Annotated in this window: 17 protein-coding genes; 3 read left to right on the top strand and 14 right to left on the bottom strand. The window is 45.3% G+C overall.

The genetic code is table 11. The features are described from left to right. Nucleotides 1-268 precede the first annotated feature (268 nt). The 3 genes from trxA to K1I80_RS06835 form a co-directional block, all read right to left on the bottom strand. The gene (trxA, locus tag K1I80_RS06845) at nucleotides 269-583 is read right to left on the bottom strand and encodes a thioredoxin (protein ID WP_223313808.1); all 315 of its coding nucleotides are present in this window, start codon (nucleotides 581-583) and stop codon (nucleotides 269-271) included. Between the two features lie 18 nt (nucleotides 584-601). After that, a complete protein-coding gene (locus K1I80_RS06840; RefSeq protein ID WP_002899027.1) occupies nucleotides 602-823 on the bottom strand; it encodes a DUF4649 family protein in 222 nt (73 codons plus the stop codon). 188 nt (nucleotides 824-1,011) lie between these two features. After that, nucleotides 1,012-1,425, bottom strand: a complete 414-nt coding sequence (locus tag K1I80_RS06835) for a YjdF family protein (protein ID WP_223313807.1) — start codon at nucleotides 1,423-1,425, stop codon at nucleotides 1,012-1,014. Between the two features lie 288 nt (nucleotides 1,426-1,713). On the opposite strand from K1I80_RS06835, the gene K1I80_RS06830 reads away from it, so the two are divergent. Next, complete coding sequence (locus K1I80_RS06830) at nucleotides 1,714-2,640, top strand: alpha/beta hydrolase family protein (protein ID WP_223313806.1); 927 nt, start codon at nucleotides 1,714-1,716, stop codon at nucleotides 2,638-2,640. A 521-nt stretch (nucleotides 2,641-3,161) separates the two neighbouring features. Here K1I80_RS06830 and rpsO read toward each other — a convergent pair. The 3 genes from rpsO to K1I80_RS06815 form a co-directional block, all read right to left on the bottom strand. Beyond that, a complete protein-coding gene (gene rpsO, locus K1I80_RS06825; protein WP_004193424.1) occupies nucleotides 3,162-3,431 on the bottom strand; it encodes a 30S ribosomal protein S15 in 270 nt (89 codons plus the stop codon). Nucleotides 3,432-3,597: 166 nt separating this feature from the next. Beyond that, a complete protein-coding gene (locus K1I80_RS06820) occupies nucleotides 3,598-4,326 on the bottom strand; it encodes a pseudouridine synthase (RefSeq protein ID WP_223313805.1) in 729 nt (242 codons plus the stop codon). 11 nt (nucleotides 4,327-4,337) lie between these two features. Continuing rightward, on the bottom strand, nucleotides 4,338-5,507 hold the full coding sequence (locus K1I80_RS06815) for an MFS transporter (RefSeq protein WP_223313804.1): 1,170 nt from the start codon (nucleotides 5,505-5,507) through the stop codon (nucleotides 4,338-4,340). Between the two features lie 193 nt (nucleotides 5,508-5,700). On the opposite strand from K1I80_RS06815, the gene def reads away from it, so the two are divergent. After that, nucleotides 5,701-6,333, top strand: coding sequence for a peptide deformylase (def, locus tag K1I80_RS06810; RefSeq protein ID WP_223313803.1), 633 nt, complete (start codon nucleotides 5,701-5,703; stop codon nucleotides 6,331-6,333). Between the two features lie 60 nt (nucleotides 6,334-6,393). Here the strand turns inward: def and K1I80_RS06805 are convergent, their stop codons facing one another. The 5 genes from K1I80_RS06805 to K1I80_RS06785 form a co-directional block, all read right to left on the bottom strand. Then, a complete protein-coding gene (locus tag K1I80_RS06805) occupies nucleotides 6,394-6,624 on the bottom strand; it encodes a GlsB/YeaQ/YmgE family stress response membrane protein (RefSeq protein ID WP_002893807.1) in 231 nt (76 codons plus the stop codon). Between the two features lie 94 nt (nucleotides 6,625-6,718). Further along, nucleotides 6,719-7,960 (bottom strand): aminopeptidase, encoded by a 1,242-nt coding sequence (locus K1I80_RS06800; RefSeq protein ID WP_223313802.1) that lies wholly within the window; start codon nucleotides 7,958-7,960, stop codon nucleotides 6,719-6,721. Between the two features lie 21 nt (nucleotides 7,961-7,981). Next, complete coding sequence (locus K1I80_RS06795) at nucleotides 7,982-8,134, bottom strand: hypothetical protein (protein WP_049552879.1); 153 nt, start codon at nucleotides 8,132-8,134, stop codon at nucleotides 7,982-7,984. Between the two features lie 18 nt (nucleotides 8,135-8,152). Next, nucleotides 8,153-8,836 carry a class I SAM-dependent methyltransferase gene (locus K1I80_RS06790; RefSeq protein WP_223313801.1) on the bottom strand — a complete coding sequence of 228 codons (684 nt, stop codon included), beginning with the start codon at nucleotides 8,834-8,836 and terminating at the stop codon, nucleotides 8,153-8,155. An 11-nt stretch (nucleotides 8,837-8,847) separates the two neighbouring features. Continuing rightward, complete coding sequence (locus tag K1I80_RS06785; RefSeq protein WP_223313800.1) at nucleotides 8,848-13,236, bottom strand: PolC-type DNA polymerase III; 4,389 nt, start codon at nucleotides 13,234-13,236, stop codon at nucleotides 8,848-8,850. Between the two features lie 166 nt (nucleotides 13,237-13,402). Here K1I80_RS06785 and K1I80_RS12095 point away from each other — a divergent pair, with 166 nt between their 5' ends. After that, complete coding sequence (locus tag K1I80_RS12095; protein ID WP_317628161.1) at nucleotides 13,403-13,945, top strand: DUF1307 domain-containing protein; 543 nt, start codon at nucleotides 13,403-13,405, stop codon at nucleotides 13,943-13,945. 84 nt (nucleotides 13,946-14,029) lie between these two features. Here the strand turns inward: K1I80_RS12095 and K1I80_RS06775 are convergent, their stop codons facing one another. The 3 genes from K1I80_RS06775 to rseP all read right to left on the bottom strand — a co-directional run bounded on the left by K1I80_RS06775 (nucleotide 14,030) and on the right by rseP (nucleotide 17,673). Continuing rightward, entirely contained in the window at nucleotides 14,030-14,410 is a 381-nt protein-coding gene (locus tag K1I80_RS06775; protein WP_032916189.1) for a PH domain-containing protein, read from the bottom strand. 90 nt (nucleotides 14,411-14,500) lie between these two features. After that, on the bottom strand, nucleotides 14,501-16,351 hold the full coding sequence (locus K1I80_RS06770; RefSeq protein ID WP_223313798.1) for a proline--tRNA ligase: 1,851 nt from the start codon (nucleotides 16,349-16,351) through the stop codon (nucleotides 14,501-14,503). A 65-nt stretch (nucleotides 16,352-16,416) separates the two neighbouring features. Further along, nucleotides 16,417-17,673 (bottom strand): RIP metalloprotease RseP, encoded by a 1,257-nt coding sequence (rseP, locus tag K1I80_RS06765; RefSeq protein ID WP_223313797.1) that lies wholly within the window; start codon nucleotides 17,671-17,673, stop codon nucleotides 16,417-16,419. Nucleotides 17,674-17,875 lie beyond the last annotated feature (202 nt).

The following is a 17,875-nucleotide window of genomic DNA, read 5'->3' as shown; positions in this document are numbered from 1 at the left end:
CAAATGGTGTAAAAATCATAAAAACAAATAAAAGATGTTTTAGCAACTCAATCATTAATATTACCACATTCCCATCATTTTTAAATAACCCGGCTCCCTAACGAGACCCATTGGAAAAAATACCTCTACTTATTATACCTTAAAATGTGAATTTTCGAACAAATTTTTTAAATTGACTTCTTATTGTTACAATCGCAATAAAAAAAGACCACTCTATAACCTGAGCAGTCTCAATTTTTAATAGGTCTAATTTAATCTTCCACGCACTTTATCCCAAGCCTGCCACAATCGCTTTAATCTGCTGGGCAGTATGAACGCCCGCTAGCTGCTTGACGACCTGACCGTCTTTTTTAAAGAGCAAGGTCGGGATAGACATGATACCAAAGGCGCGTGCTGTAGCTGGATTTTCATCCACATCCATCTTGACAATCTTGAGCTCATCTTCGGAAAGTTCCTCTGAGAGTTTGTCGAGGATTGGCCCCTGCATCCGACAAGGTCCGCACCAAGTCGCCCAAAAATCAATCAGCACCAAACCGTCTTTCGTTTCCTGCTCAAATGTCGCATCTGTAATTGCTTTTACCATTATTTTTCTCCTTTATTCTTAGTCAAACTTTGTCAAATCCTGCTTCATCAGGAAAAAGAAGACGTCGCCGTAAGTACCCTGATAATTCAAATCATGCCCTTTATAAGTCAATTTTTTAACTGGGTAATAATCTGCCACACCAATCAAGCAGGCTTGCTGGGACTGCTCAAACTCCTGATAAGACTCAAAGGTCATCTTCCGCTCCTGCTTGACAGCATCCAAATATGTAATTTCAATCATAATTTCTCCTTTTTCAAATTACTCTTGTAATTTTTATTTTATGATTATATTGTAATACCTTTGATTACATCTGTCAAATGAAACGACTTGGAGAAATCACTTCGCTTTTCAAGCAACTCACCGATTTCCTGACAAACAAAAAAGCCTCCCATCGGAAGACTTTCCCATATAAATAAGAAAAACCAGGCTCAATGCCCCTTGTGCTTTTCCAACCGTTTTTGCTGTTTGAGTTCAAATTTCCTTTGCTTAGCCAGTTCTTTCTGTTGCTTGCGCTTGACTCGAGCGATTTTCTTTTGCTCTTCAAATTGCAACTTCAGCGCTTCCTGAGACTTTGAAGACCGTGAAGCCATCTGCTCCTTTTTAGCCTGTCTCTGCAGGCGTTTAGGACTGACCGACTTAGTTATCTCCTTAACTCTGATGCTAGGACTAAACTGCAACCGATGATAATAACGGTTTAGAAAATCCAACAATTCCTGCGTGCTAGGCTCTGCACCAAAGGTGACTCGGCAAACTCTATAAGATTGAGCATGTTCCTGCTCGAAAAGACCGTGCCAAAATCCCTCTTCAAAATAAACTGTCAGCGTCATTGAAATCTTATCCATGACAGCACCTCCTTTAAAAGATCCCTAAGAATGGACAACCAAGGAGGAAGGTTACTGACAAAAAATAGATTTTTTGCGTCTGGACTACCAACCAGAACTGTGTTTTTATCTTAGTAGTTACAGTCTAGCAAGATTTTCTAAAAAATTCAAGGTTATCAGAATCTCGCTTAGATGACTGAATTGGATTTTCTTGTATGAAATCCAGAAAAATCAAAAACAAGAAATCTCTCTCCTTGTAAAATACATTCGTTTCCGCTATAATACTACAAATACTGAAAGGAGAGAACTATGAAGTATATTGGGGCTTTCTTAGCAGCCTTGTGCTTGGCTGGACTAGGTCTTTTCTTCTGGCATTCTCAAAACAGAGCCAATCCTACTCATCCTAAGCCAGAAACCACACAGACAGCTTCTAGCGAGAAGAGCGACAAGCAAGCGACTCCGACAGAAAACATCGTATCCGAAGAGTACAGTATTTCATACGATGACAAGCAACTCTACGGAAAGATTACTGCTCCTTCTGACTACAAGAGTAAAAAATTGCCGACTATTGTTATCGCACATGGATTGAACAACACCCTTGAGCAATATGAAATGTACAGCCAGCTGCTGGCAAAGCAAGGTTATCTGGTTTACAGCTTTGATTTTTACGGTGGTAGCCGCCAATCGAAAAGCGGTGGACAAGATATGCTGAATATGTCGGTCAAGACCGAACTCACAGACTTGACTCAAGTCATGGAAAAGCTTCGTTCCGAGGCCTTTGTAGATAAAAGCAAAATGAGCTTATTCGGTGCCAGTCAAGGCGGCGTTGTTGCCAGTCTTTATGCTGCTGCTTATCCGGACCGCGTGCACAAACTCCTGCTCATCTTTCCAGCTTTCGTTCTTTTCGATGATGCCAAAGAGACCTATCGTGAGCTAGGGAGTCCTGACTTCGACCAACTTCCTGATAGCCTGACACACCACAATACTACTCTGGGCAAGATTTATCTAATCGATGCCTTAGACATTGACATCCAAGCCGAACAGACCAAAATCACAGCTCCGACCCTCATTATCCATGGTACCGATGACGCAGTCGTGCCCTATCAGTATGCTGTCGAAGCAAGTCAGACCATTCCAAATGCAGAGCTGGTCACAGTAGAAGGTGGAGAGCATCGTATTGACGAAAGATTTGCTATCACAGCCGCTCCTGCAATCCAAAAATTCTTGAAAGAGTAAAGTTGCTGATAGAAAAAGTTCTTCTAAAATCATAGAAGAGCTTTTTGTTTGGAGAAATTAGAAGAATTAGACTAGGAAATGATATTTGAAGAGCTTAAAATGAATTTAGGGGAAAGACGAATAATCGTACTCCAAAACCCTGAAAACTGATTTGAGATTAGGTTACAATCCTAGAGAAAAAGAAAAAACTCCCCTAAGAGAGAAAATCTGGTTTATTTTACCTTACAGTGCTAGAAACCATAACCGAAGATAATACTTGAGTATAAGATAATACTTGAGTATATCGAGGTAAGGTGAAAGAACAGAAAAAAGCTCCCTGAAGTCAGAGAGCCAATTTGAGCTCGGGCTAAAATCCTAGCGAAAAAGATGAAACTCCTTGTGTTCATCTAACACGGTGTCGTTTCCCCATTTTCATACGGATTTTTGACGCCCTTAGCATCATGATTCTTGCTGGATAAAACGTTTATAAACTAGGCGATGAGGCGAAGTCAACGAAGTATAGAAACGTTTTAGGCGCAAGATTAGCGACGAAGTCCAAGAGAGTTAATCAACTCACGGTAACGGTTAACGTCGTTCTTACGAAGGTAAGCCAAGAGGTTACGACGGCGACCGATTTTCTTCATCAATCCACGGTAAGTAGCGTGGTCTTTTTTGTGTTGTTTGATGTGGTCGTTGAGGTGGTTGATTTCCCAAGTTAGGACAGCAACTTGTACCTCTACTGAACCAGTGTCACCTTCGTGACGTGCATATTGTGCAATGATTTCATTTTTTTTCTCTTTTGAGATTGCCATGATATACTCCTTTTCTTTACGCTTCATCCGAGTGACAGGTTTGGCATGGCCTGCAACCAAGAAGAAGTTATTTGTCTTTACGACATACTTATTCTACCAAGAAGGACTACCTTTGTCAAATGATTCTGTTTTATCTCTCTCGTTTGAAGAATGAAGGATTTTCGATTTACAATTCAACGCCGAAGATTGCCAAAGACTGCATTTCTACCTCGGTCAGCCTCCGCCATTCTCCAAGTGCAAGTGCGGGATCCAATTGTAGGGGGCCCATCGTGAGGCGCTGAAGATCTGTCACTTCTTTTCCGCAGGCAGCCACCATGCGCTTGACCTGGTGGAACTTGCCCTCAGCTAGGGTAATTTCTACGAGAGAAGTCTCTTTTTCTTCGTCCAGCTCTAAAATCTTGAGCTGAGCTGGCTGACAGGTAAAGTCTTTCAGTTCTATTCCTTCAGCAAATCGCTCTACATCTGCTTGGTTCATCAGGCCTGTCACTTGAGCTCGGTAGATTTTTTCTACGTGCTTTTTGGGTGACAGCATGGCATGGGCTAGCTTGCCATTATTGGTCAGAAGGAGCAGGCCGTGGGTATCAATATCCAAGCGGCCGACAGGAAAAACTTCTTTCTGACGGGCAGTCTCGTCCAGCAAGTCCAGAACCGTCTTATGACGGCCATCCTCTGTTGCCGAAATGACTCCCTGCGGCTTGTTGAGAAGGTAGTAGACGAATTTTTCATAGGTCAACCTTTGGCCAGAAACAATAATCTCATCTGCTGTCTCATCAATCTGAGTCTTAGGTAATTTCTCTGCTCTGCCATTGACCAAAACTAACCCTTTCTTTAGGAGCTGCTTAACCTGGGCTCGTGAACCCAGACCATTTTCTGCTAAAAATTTATCCAGACGCATCGTATAACCTCCTAACTTTCTGAAGCCATTCCGCTCTTTTCTTTGCTAAATCGTAGAACAAAGAGCGAGGTCAGAATCATAGCCAGCCCCAAAACGCTGAAGATAAAGGCTGGGGCGTTAGAGAATCTCCCAATGAAACTGAGGACAAATGTAGTGGCCGTTGCTCCAATACTGCAGCCTAAAATCACGATAGAAGTGGCTTGATTGAGTAGGTGGCTGGAAATGCGCTCGGAAAGAGTATAGAAGATAGTCGTCAAACCAACACTATAGACAAAACCGGCGCTAATAGTAGCCATGCTGAGTGACAAGAGATTTGGTGAGAAGCCAATGATAATCTGAGTCAGGCCAAAAACCAGACCAGAAAGCATCAGCAGTTTATCTCTAAAAAGACGGGTCAAACTAGCAAAGCTGATACCCGCCGCAATCCCAATCAACTGCATCAAGGAAAGAATCACGCCTGCAGTTTGGGCTGTCCCCATACCAGACTTCTCTACAATCCCTGGCACGCGCACATTGATAGCAATATAAGTCAGTACAATAACCCCCGCCACAAAGGCAAAAGTTAGACTCAGCTGCCAATCCTGGCGGCTAAGCTTAGGAGTCGATTCAGACTGTTCTTGCTGCTTTGCAAAGACCTTGTCATAAGGAACAAAAAGCAGATAGAGCGCCAAAACTACCAGTCCAAAGGTATAGACGAGAAAGGCAGCTGGCCAGCCGAGAGGAAGAAGCCGACTGACACCAAATGTCAAGAGGGCTGTCCCGACTACTTCTGCTGAGCCTCGCAGTCCTAAAAGATGTACGCGCTCCTGTCCCTTGTAGCGCTCGCTAACAATCGAAATTGCCTTGGCATTGAGCATGCCAAGCCCCATCCCAAAGACAAGCCGAGACGCAAACATCAGCCAGTAAGACTGATTAAGAAGAGGAAGAAGCCCGCAAAGTGAAAAAATCAGAAGCCCGCTCACAATCATCTGGCGCTCTGTCAGGTATTTTTCAATGACCCTATTAAACAGCAACATGAGCATAATCCCAGCCGAAGGCAAAGAAACCAGAAGTTCTACCCAACTTTCTGGAATCCCTTTATAAAAAGCAAACATGGCCGACTGGGCACTGGAAATCGAGAAAGCCGTCGTCAGAATCAAAGAAAGTGAGAGGATGCTCACCTTTTCCATCAATTTTTTCATTCTATTTTCCTTTAAAATTCACACTACCTCTATCATACAGTTTTTTGGGTCAAGACGCAATTTCTTTGTCAGGAATATTATGGGTCGCTGTCGCTCCATTCAAAATCAGGCACCGCCAGCCAGTCAAAACCGCTCCCGCCTTTATTTCTTGCAGGTTTTATGTTATGATGAAGGGTAGAAAAAGGAGAGAATCATGTCTGTGAGTGAAAAAACATCTGTTATTGAACGATTAACCAAACCAGCCCATTTAATTGATATGAAGGACATTATCCGCGAGGGCAATCCGATCCTGCGCGCTATCGCTGAGGAAGTCAGCTTCCCTCTATCAAACCAGGAAATCATTCTGGGCGAGAAGATGATGCAATTTCTCAAGCATTCCCAGGATCCAATCATGGCAGAAAAAATGGGGCTTCGCGGCGGTGTTGGTCTAGCTGCTCCCCAGCTGGATATTTCCAAACGGCTCATCGCTGTTTTAGTTCCCAACCCTGAGGACGAAGAGGGCAATCCGCCTAAGGAAGCTTATAGTCTGCAAACGCTGATGTACAATCCTAAGATTGTAGCCCATTCCGTTCAGGATGCAGCCTTAGCTGATGGTGAAGGCTGCCTGTCAGTCGATCGAGAAGTACCGGGCTACGTAGTTCGGCATGCGCGAGTCACCGTGGATTACTTTGACAAGGACGGTCAAAAGCATCGTATCAAGCTCAAGGGCTATAACGCCATTGTTGTTCAGCATGAAATCGACCATATCAACGGCATCATGTTCTACGACCGCATCAATGAAAAAGACCCATTTGCAGTCAAAGACGGCATGTTGGTGATTGAGTAAATAACTTGCATATCATTATCAAAAATACCTAGATAGTTTCTATCTAGGTATTTTTCTATTCTAACTATCCCGTCTCCAGAAAATAGCCAAGAGGATAACTGCTCCTAGCACTGATGGAACAATAGCTGTATCAGCAAGCATTGGTCCCCAATGGCCAAAAAGAAATTGACCAATCAAGGAACCAAACCAACCCAAGAGGATTTTTCCGATACAGCCCATGCGCTCCCCACGGCTGGTAATAGCCCCGGCGATAAGGCCGATGATAAAACCGACAAACATACTACCAATCATATATTCCCCTTCTTTCTATATTTCTAGCAAGGCTTCTCAAGAAGCAAGTGGAAGCTGTCATTATGGAATGCGCCATTTAGGGCAGCTCAAAATCTTAAATTGCCCAGTCTCCATTTCGGAAGATAGCTACACGGCTGCCATCTTTACGGATACCATCAATATCCATCTGATTTGAGCCAATCATAAAGTCCACATGGACATCCGAGCGGTTGAGACCTGCCACCTCCAACTCTTCCTCAGATAAATTCTCTCCCCCGACTACACTAGTCGCATATGCTGCACCAATAGCCAAATGGTTAGAAGCATTTTCATCAAAAAGTGTATTGAAGAAGGTGATGCCTGACTGGGAAATCGGGCTTGGATCTGGCACCAAGGCACACTCACCTAAAGCACGCGCACCCGCATTTTCAAAGACAAGATCCTTCATAACCTGGTCACCCTTTTCTGCAGTAATGTCCACAATCTGGCCATCCTTGAAGGTCACCTTGATGCCTTCGATGATGTTGCCATTGTAGCTGAGAGGCTTGGTGCTGGTCACATAACCATCGGCCCGACGGAAGTCCGGTGCTGTAAAGACCTCTTCTGTCGGCATGTTAGCAATGAAATATTCGCCCTGGGCATTAAGACTGCCAGCTGACTCCCAGTGATGGTTCTTGGGCAAGCCCAATGTCAAGTCTGTTCCAGGAGCTGTGTAGTGCAGAGCAATGAATTGCTCTTCATTCAAAACTTTAGCCTTTGAGCTGAGTCTTTCTTCATGAGCTTTCCAAGCGGCTACTGGGTCATCCTCATAGACACGGCAGGTTTTGAAAATCTGATCCCAAAGCAAGTCTACCGCTTCCTCATCGCTGGCTGCATTTGGAAAGACCTTCTTAGCCCACTCTGTACCAGCTGCTGCAGCGACTGTCCAGCTGACTTTATTGGATTGGGTTGCGATCCGCATCGGTTTCATGGCTATGCCCATAGCCTTAGCAGAAGCTGATAATTTCTCAGCATCCACGCCGTTCAAAGCCCCTGGGTCAGATGAACGAACGCCCAAGCGACTAGCTTTCTTTTCAAGAAGGTAGTTCATCTCAGCCACCTTATAGTCTGGAACATTGTCCAAGCGCTCCATTGGCGCATGGAGAAATTTCTCCCGCGTACTCAAATCATCCGCCCACTGGACGATAACTTCATGAGCTCCCAGAGCATAGGCTTCCTTGACAATCAAGTGAGCCAGCTCACGCTGCTCCACATCAATATTGAGCGCCACTGTGTGACCCGGCTGCACATTGATACCATTGGCAACCAATAATTTAGCGTATTTTTCTAAGTTTTCTTTAAAATTTGGCAGAACCATTCTGCTTCTCCTTTTCTTTTGTTATTTCTCTTTAAACAAGGACAGCAGGCTAACCGCTGCCACAGTGCCGCAAATCAAAGCGGTCATTTTCAAAATTGTATCTGGATCAAGATCCAGCTGGTAATCCAACACTTTTTGCGCTGGCTTATCCTGAGCGGAAATGGTAAGCTTCATGAGCAAGTCCTTTCTTTGCTAATCATATACTGTTTTTTGCCAGATGACTTTCATATTCCAGCCATTTTGACTGAAATTACAATCTGGCAGTCGCTTTCCATACATTTCTTCATATTCCTTTTTAGAAAGGTACCGATCTGTTGCTAAATGATTGAGCCAAGATTTGGAGGTGCTATGTTTGAAGATTCTTCTGGCATTTTTCAAACCAAATCTTTTCCAATGTCGAGGAAAATCTAAATAGGCGCCTACAATATAGATCCAAGTTGAAGGAGTGGGCTTTTCTGATACATTGTCCATAACAAACAGGATACCACCTGGCTTTAATAATTTCTTACATTTTTCCAAAGCTTCAGGGATGTCCAAATGATGAAATGTCGTTCGACTGAAAATAAAATCAAATTGTTTCTCAAAAACAGCGGTTAAAAAATCATCCTGCAGTAATTCTACATTCTGTAAATCTTCTTTTTCTACTTTATCTTTTGCTATCTGCAGAAAATCCGCAGAAAGATCTATTCCTGTCACATGTTGAAAATATGAAGACAGAAAAATGCAGGTATTCCCTCCGCCACAACCAATATCCAAAGCGGAAACTCTACGGTCAGGCAAATTATCCAGTAGATAATCGGGCTTGCCTTCCAAAAGAGTGGTTACCCAATCATATTCTAAAGCAACCGCATTAAATTGTTCTGTAATATTTTCCATGAACATCCTTCTTAAAACAAATCATCAAACAAACTCAACTGGTTATCCTCAGGCATATTGCCCAGAATTCCCATGTCGTCCATTTTTTCAACTAGGGTGCTAGAGAGGCCGCCACGTTTGCGGAGCTCTGTCTTAGAGAGGAATTCGCCTTCTTCCCGCGCTCTGACCACTTGGCGGGCAACGTTGTCACCCAGACCGTCCATGGCAGAGAAAGGAGGAATAAGCGTATCTCCTTCGATGAGAAACTCGGTCGCATGGCTCTTGTAGAGATCTAGCTTTCCGAATTTGAAGCCCCGCTCCAGCATTTCATTGACGATTTCCAAGGTCGTATAAAGGTCAATTTCTACATTGGAGGCTTCGTTGTTCTTACGCTTTTCAGCGATTTCATCCATCCGGCGCTTGACGGCATCAAGTCCGCCACTCATGGTCTTGATATCAAAGGCCTTAGCCCGAATGGAGAAGTAGGCACAGTAGTAATAAATCGGATGATGCACCTTGAAGTAGGCCACCCGCAGAGCCATCATAACATAGGCTGCCGCATGGGCCTTGGGGAACATATACTTGATCTTTCCACAGGACTCAATGTACCATTCTGGCACATTGTTTTCCTTCATAGCTGCGATGTAGCTATTGCGCTCTTCTTCAGAAATCTTTAGCCAAAGGCCCTTCCGCACGCGCTCCATGATTGTAAAGGCCATCTTCGGATCCAAGCCCTTGTGCATGAGGTAAACCATGATGTCGTCCCGACAGCCGATAACGGTGGATAGGTCAGCAATCCCTTGCTTGATCAAGTCCTGAGCATTGCCCAGCCAAACGTCCGTACCATGGGAGAGACCAGATAGCTGCAAGAGCTCAGCAAAAGTCGTCGGATGGGTCTCGTCAACCATGCCCCGTACAAAGTTAGTCCCAAACTCTGGAATCCCCAGCATACCAGTCGGCGTGCCGATTTGCTCCTGAGTCACACCCAGAATATCTGTTCCAGAAAAGAGGGCCATGACGCCAGCATCATCCATATGAATGTCATTTGGATCAATGCCAGACAAGTCCTGAAGCTTCCGAATCATGGTCGGATCATCGTGTCCCAGAACGTCTAGCTTGAGGACATTTTCATCAATATCGTGGAAGTTAAAGTGGGTGGTCTGCCACTCAGCTGTCACATCATCTGCTGGATATTGGACCGGTGTAAAGTCATAAACATCCATGTAGTTAGGGATAACAACGATTCCGCCCGGGTGTTGTCCAGTCGTCCGCTTGACTCCGGCAGCTCCCTGCGCCAGACGCTCAACTTCGGCGTCCCGATAGAACTTCCCGTAGTCGCGCTCATAGCCCTTGACAAATCCATAGGCCGTCTTAGCCGCAACGGTACCAACGGTTCCAGCCCGAAAGGCATACTCCGCACCAAAGATATCCCGCACGTCCAAATGGGCGCTCGGCTGATCCTCTCCGGAGAAGTTCAAGTCAATATCGGGTACCTTGTCCCCGTCAAATCCAAGGAAGGTCTCAAATGGAATGTCCTGACCGTTCTTACTCAGCTTGTGGCCGCACTCTGGACAGTCCTTATCCGGCATATCAAAGCCAGAACCATAGGATCCATCCGTAATGAACTCGCTGTATTGGCATTTGCCACAGACATAGTGGGGCGACAGAGGATTAACCTCGGTAATTCCAATCATGGTCGCGACAAAGCTGGATCCGACTGACCCCCGCGAGCCTACCAGATAGCCCCGCTCATTGGAGCGCTGCACCAGCATCTGCGAAGCCAGATAAATCACGGCAAAACCATTACCCAAGATGGAGGTCAATTCTTTTTCGATCCGCAAGTCCACGATATCTGGCAGCGGATTGCCATAAATCTCAAAAGCTTTTTGATAGGTCAGCTCGGCAACTGTCTCCTCAGCCTTGTCAATGAAAGGTGTATAGAGGTCGCCCTTGACCACCTCTACCGGCTCAAAGGTCTCCGCCAGCTGATTCGGATTGGTGATGATCAGCTTCTTAGCCAAATCCTCGCCTAGGAAGGCAAATTCGTCCAGCATCTCATTAGTGGTCCGGAAGTGAGCCTTAGGAAGCGGCGCCGGCTGGGCATTTTCGCCGTGGCCAATAGTCCGGTTAATCATGGCTCCCTGACCAAGACTACGGACTATAATCTCACGATAGATTTCTTCTTCCGGCTCGATATAGTGGACGTTCCCCGTCGCAAGGACAGGCTTGCCCAAGCGATCTCCGACCTCAATCAGATTGCGAATAATGGTCTGCAGTTCTTCCTGGTCCTTGATTTGCTCCTTGGCAATCAGTGGCTCATAGATAGCCGGCGGCATAACCTCGATAAAGTCATAATACTTGGCTACTTCGACAGCCGCATCCACCCCCTGAGAGACAACGGCATCATAGACTTCGCCTTCTGAACAGGCTGAGCCCAGAATCAAGCCTTCACGATGGGCATCCAGCACGGTCCGTGGAATCCGCGGGACACCTTCAAAATACTTGGTATTAGACAGACTGACTAACTTGAAAATATTCTTTAGTCCCGTCTGATTTTTCACATAAATGGTCGCATGCTTGACCCGAGCCTTCTTGTAGGAATTCTCATCGACCAGATCCGTATTCAAATCCTTGAGATTGGTCACGCCATGCTTTTCGGCCACATCCTTGATAAAGATAAAGAGGAGGCGGCCCGTTGCTTCCGCGTCATAGTTGGCCATGTGGTGGTGCTCCAGAGCAATCTGGAAACGCTTGGTCAAAGGCCCCAAACCATGCCGCTTGTACTCTGGATAGAGGTTGCGGGCAAATTCCAGCGTGTCAATGACTGGCTGAGTGATTTTCGGCAGGCCATAACGCTCATAGTTGACATTCATAAAGCCCACGTCAAAAGTAGCATTATGGGCAACGAGGATGCTGTCCTGGCAAAATTCCTGAAACTCTTTCAGAACTTGCTCTAGCGGTTTGGCATTGCGGACATGCTCATCTGTAATCCCGGTCAGATCCGTCGTAAAAGCCGAAAGAGGATGCCCAGGATTGATAAACTCATCAAACTCAGCGATGATATTGCCCTTGTGCATCTTGCTGGCAGCAACCTGAATCAAGTCATTGTAAACCGCTGAAAGTCCTGTTGTTTCGACGTCAAAGACTACATAGGTCGCATTGCTCAGCTCCATGTCCACTTCATTGTAGACGATGGGTACCCGGTCTTCTACAATATTGGCTTCCATGCCGTAAATCAGCTGAATACCAGCCTTCTTAGCAGCCTTGTAGCCATGGGGAAAGCTCTGCACATTGCCATGGTCAGTAATGGCGACAGCCTTGTGGCCCCATTTGGCTGCCGTTGCAACGATTTCCTCGACCTCAGGCAGGGCATCCATAGTAGACATATTGGTATGGGCGTGAAATTCAACCCGCTTCTGGCCCTCAGGCATCAAATCCTTGCGCTCATAGTGGGTAACAGCCTGCACATCCTGAACATTCATGGTCAGGTCGCGGGTGAAATTGTTCATCTCCACATTTCCCCGCACGCGCAGCCAGGCACCTTTCTTAATCATGTCAAACTTCTTGGCTTCTTCTTCGTTTTTCATCCATTTCTGCAAGGAGAAGCTGGAAGTGTAGTCTGTCATCTTGAAATTGAGCAAGACTCGGCCAGTTCGAGTGACCTTCTGCTCCAGGTCAAAGACCATTCCCTCAAAGACCAGACGATTTTCCTCAGTCTGAACTTCAATCATAGGGGTAATCTCTGCCTTGTCCAGCTTTGGTTTAGCCGCAGCCTTGCGAGCTTGGAAGTCATAGGCTGGCTTTTCCTCTGGCGGTGGTGCCATCTGCTGCAGGGATTCCATGGCTTTGAGCGCTTCTTCATTGGCCGCCTGGACAATCTTGTCATTCTTCGCCTGGAAATTCTCCGCTTGCTGCTGGGTCAGCTCATCGCTGTGCTGAACCAGACAGGTCAGCTGAGGAAAGCCGTACTTGACCAGCTGCTGGCTGAGATTGGGCAGGTGATTCTTGCGAAAATGCTCCGTATCAATGGTCGAAGCCCCCTCAATCAGCAGCTTGTCCCCATCCAAATGAACCCGCAAATCCTGATACAGGCTCTTGAAGCCATGACTGGCACATGGACCTTCCTCAAAGGCCAGCTGGTAATAAGCCTGCAAGAGGTCATCCGATATCTGAGGAGCCTGACAGTGAATTTGAAAAACAGCCTGATTGCCCGTCTTAGAAAACTCTTGAGCTAAGCGCTTCTGCAATTCCCGAAAAATCTCAATGGGCAGAATATTCGCAAAAGAAAAATGAAACTCCCAGACCCGACTGACCTTGTGGACCAGAACCTTCTCAATTTCTGCATTCAAAAAGGCCTCTGAATTTCTCATTTCCAGTGGCATATCCAGCTGATGCATTAAAATTTCAAACTTGTTTGACATGACATTTCCTCGTACAGTAGTGACCTTATTTTACCATAAATCAGCACTTTTTTCGACAGAAAAAGAATAGGGTAAAGCGCGGCTCCTACACAATTATTAAGACATTCTTCCTGGAGCTAAGTTATGATATAATAGAACAGAACATTTACCTAAAGGAGTCTTAACTGTGAAGAAAATCTTACTAGCTAGCATCTGTCTACTGACTCTAACTGCTTGTAGCACAACCAGTCAGCATAAACAAGAAAATACACCCAAGCAAAGTCAGAGCCAAAGTAAAACCAAAGAAGAAAAGACACAGACGAAAACTTTTTCTAAAAAAATCGATGAGTATTATACTAATTCAGTCAAACTTTTCTATACTAAAGACAAGATCCTATCTTTCCAGCTCATTTCCAGCCAGGCTATCCCTGAAGAAAATCAAAAAATGAGTGTTGAAGAATTAAAGAAATCCTATAGTGAAGATCTTAAGAAAAGTCCCATGATTGAAAATCAAGAAAAGCTAAAAGGACTTAAAATTCATCTTAAAATTTCTGAAGACAAGAAAAATGCTATAGCCATTTTTGACTTTGACCTCAGCAAAATAGATCAAGAACAACTGATTCAGTCAGCAAGTGACTCTGAAAGTAGTCAGACTTTCTTCAGGAAACTCCAAGATAAACCAGATGTTGTCTTTGATTTTTTGAAGGGGCAAGGACTTAAAGAAGAATAAAAAAAGCTTTCTGAGTGATTTAACTTTATAGTTAATACTCAGAAGGCTTTTCTGTTTATTTTTAAATCCCAAAGGGGCAATATGCTATCTTAGCACTGCTTCCGCTAAGGCCTTTTGGATAGCGATGACGCTGCGGTCGCTGGTAAATTGTAGGACTTCTGCTGGCTCTTGAGCGCTGGAAACCCAGATTTTCAGCTCAGCATCTAAGTCAAAATGGCCGGCTGTTTCCACTGAGAAGCGACTGATAGAGCGATATGGAAAGGACTTATAAGAAGTCTTTTTGCCAGTCATTCCCTGCTTGTCGACCAAGATTAAGCGCTTATCTGTAAAGACAATTAAGTCACGAATGAGGCTAAAAGCTAGTTCCACATTCTCTGTTGTTGTCAGAATATCCTCTAATTGTCTTTCTGTTTTTTCAATATCTTTCTGAGAGGCATTGCCTAATAAACCGCCGAATAATCCCATCAATCGGTCCTCCAATCTATTTTTTCCTACTATAGCATTTTCAAGACCAATAAGCAAAAGAAAACTGCCAGATAAAACTGGCAGTTTGTTTTATTTTGTCAAAATTGACAAGGTTTCTAGCAGATTATCGGCGTGGACTTCAATGGTATCGCCAGTAGCCTTAATCTTGACTTCGACAATGCCTTCTGCAGCTTTCTTACCAACTGTCACACGGATTGGGAGACCAATCAAATCGCTGTCACTGAACTTGACACCAGCGCGCTCGTTGCGATCATCCACCAAGACCTCATAACCAGCTCTTAGCAAGTTAGCCTCAATTTGGTCAGTTAGCGCCACGGCTTCCTCGTCCTTGACATTGACCGGAATCAAGTGCACATCAAATGGTGCTAGCTCTTTCGGGAAGTTGATGCCCCAAGCATAGCGGAATTCGCCCTTAGGAGTTTTATTGACAAAGAGACGGGCATGCTGCTCCATAACAGCAGATAGGAGACGGCTGACACCGATACCGTAGCAACCCATAATCATTGGTACTGCTCGACCATTTTCGTCCAAGACATTAGCGTTCATGCTGTCAGAATAGCGAGTTCCCAACTTAAAGATGTGCCCAATCTCAATCCCGCGAGCAAACTTGAGGACACCTTGGCCGTCCGGAGAAATTTCACCCTCACGAACCTCACGGATATCCACATACTCAGCGGTAAAGTCACGACCTGGATTGACACCGGTCAAGTGGTAACCATCTTCGTTAGCGCCAACCACAGCGTTAGCTAGGTCTTGCACCTTACGGTCAGCGATGATTCTCACGCCTTCTGGCAGATTGACTGGCCCTAGTGAGCCAAATCCCGCTCCCAAGAGCTGACGAACTTGATCTTCACTCGCTACATCAAAAAAATCCGCTGCCAAATGATTTTTCAGCTTGACTTCATTAAGCTGGTCATTGCCGACCAAAAGTGCTACGACAGGAGATTCGTCAGCCATGTAAACCAAGGTCTTGATTGTCTGGCTTTCATCTAGCCCAAGGAAAGCAGCAACTTCGTCAATGGTCTTGCAGTCAGGCGTTGAAACGCGGACTACTTCTTCCTCAGTCACGACACGTCCTGCAGGCTTGTATTCATCCGTTGCCATTTCAAGGTTGGCAGCGTAGCTGGACTCACTGGAGTAGGCAATGGTATCCTCACCAGATACCATCCAGCTGGTCAATTCTGTCCGAATAGCTTCCTGAACATCCTCAGGAATTTCATCAAAGCTGGCTACAGATTTATCCAAGACCACCCAGCGGTTCAAATCTGTCCTGTCTGGCGTAATAGCCATGAATTCTTGGCTGTCCTTGCCCCCCATAGCACCACCATCGCCGATAATGGCTTTGAAATCCAGCTCGCTGCGGGTAAAGATTTTCTCATAGGCAGACTTGTATTCATCATAAGCTACATCCAAGCTGTCATAGTTAGCGTGGAAACTGTAGGCATCTTTCATGATAAACTCACGCGTCCGTAAGAGCCCGTTACGAGGACGCTTTTCATCGCGGTATTTAGGCTGAATCTGATAGAGATTAAGTGGCAGCTGTTTATAGGATTTAACCGAATCACGGACGATAGCCGTAAAGGTTTCCTCATGGGTTGGCCCTAGGATAAAGTCTGATTTCTCCCGATTTTTCAGTTTGTAGAGGTCTTCACCGTAGGTCTCATAACGGCCAGACTCGCGCCAGAGGTCTGCACTGAGCAGGGCAGGCGCCAGCATCTCCACTGCACCAATCTTGTCAAACTCTTCTCGCATGATTTTTTTGGCTTTTTCAATCACGCGATTAGCCAGTGGCAGATAAGAATAGACCCCAGCTGAAACCTGACGGACATAGCCAGCTCGCAGCATCAGAGCGTGACTGATAACTTGAGCATCGCTAGGCATCTCACGCAGGGTTGGAATTAACATTTTACTTTGTTTCATAAAAACAAAACTCCTTGACTTTCATTGAATAATTTCTTTTTCATGGCTCTATGAGCTTCGAGCTCTTAGAAGAATAATTTCATAATATCGTTCCAAGTAACAGCAATCATCAAGATGACCATAATAGCCACTCCAGACAGAGTGACATAGGTCTCCGTTTCTCTTTTCAGAGGTTTTCTGCGGATAGCCTCCAGAATATTGAGGACAATTTTTCCGCCATCCAAGGCTGGAATGGGAATCAGGTTGAAAATACCGATATTGAGCGACAGCATGGCCAAAAGGCTAAGGACTGCTGGCAAGCCTTGCTCTGCAGCCTGACTGCTGAAATTGTAAATAGCGACCGGACCACCCAGCTTGTTGATATTGAAGTTGAAGATGATATCTTTCAGAGCTGACAAAATACGAACCGTGGTAGACCAAGCTGCAGTAAAACCGCCAACTACCTTGTCCCAAAAGCCTGTCTTGACCGTTGGGGATACCCCCAGTAGATAGCGATTGCCGTCTTTTTTAGGCTGTACGGTAATCTCTTTCGTTTCGCTGCCGTGTTTGTAGGTAACAGACAAGGTCGGCGCTTCCTTGCTCTTACCTGTGATTTTCGCCAGAGCACTGGTTAGATCCGCCCAGTTGCTAATCTTATAGTCATTAATCTTAAGGATTTGGTCGTTATTTTGAACCCCGGCAGCTGCTATGGCACTACCATCCATGACTTGAAAATGATTGCTGTTTTCATCGCGAACGCCGCCCTGAACAAAGGCCAGCAGCATAAATACCAGGACACTCAGAATGAAGTTATTCATAGGCCCAGCAAAGTTGGTAATAAGACGACCCCAGATACTAGCATTCTGATACTGAACATCCAGTGGTGCAATCCGCACCTCAGTGCCGTCTTCTTCAACAATCGTTGCATCATGATCTACTGCATAAGTCTTGAGCTCGTCAAGGACCAGACCTGTGATTTCCAGCTTATCCTCAAAGTCAAAGCCGGTCACATTCATGGGCAGAGCTGTCTGGTCAACCTTTTTGCCAGAGAGATTGATGCGAACCACCTTGCCCTCTGCATCCAAGGTCAGACTAGCCGGTGTTCCCACCTTAATGTCAGTGGAGTCTTCCCCCCAGCCGGCCATGCGCACATAGCCCCCCAAGGGTAAAATCCGAATCGTGTAGGCCGTCCCGTCCTTACCAATATGGGAGAAAATCTTGGGTCCCATACCGATAGCGAACTCTCTGACCAAAATACCGGACTTCTTTGCAAAGTAGAAGTGTCCGAACTCATGGACCACCACAATGATCCCAAAAATAATAATAAAGGTTATAAACTGCATGGACTTCTATATTTTACCTTTCCTAGAAATCTTGTTTTTTCTTTAAATCAAAGAAGGAGCAGAAAACGGCCAAATACCGAGCTTCCCGCTCCTGCATAGCTGACACTTTTGAAAATAGGGTAGAAGCTCAATTCAAAATTTTGAGCTCTAATTCCTAGTTTCTTCTCAGATTGTGCGGTCGTTAGACAAGCTTGCCATCCCT

Origin of the sequence: Streptococcus sanguinis (assembly GCF_019929225.1) — a bacterium.
Lineage (GTDB): Bacteria > Bacillota > Bacilli > Lactobacillales > Streptococcaceae > Streptococcus > Streptococcus sanguinis_J.
The sequence above is the reverse complement of the archived record's forward strand: the minus strand, read 5'-3'. Positions and strand labels throughout refer to the sequence as shown.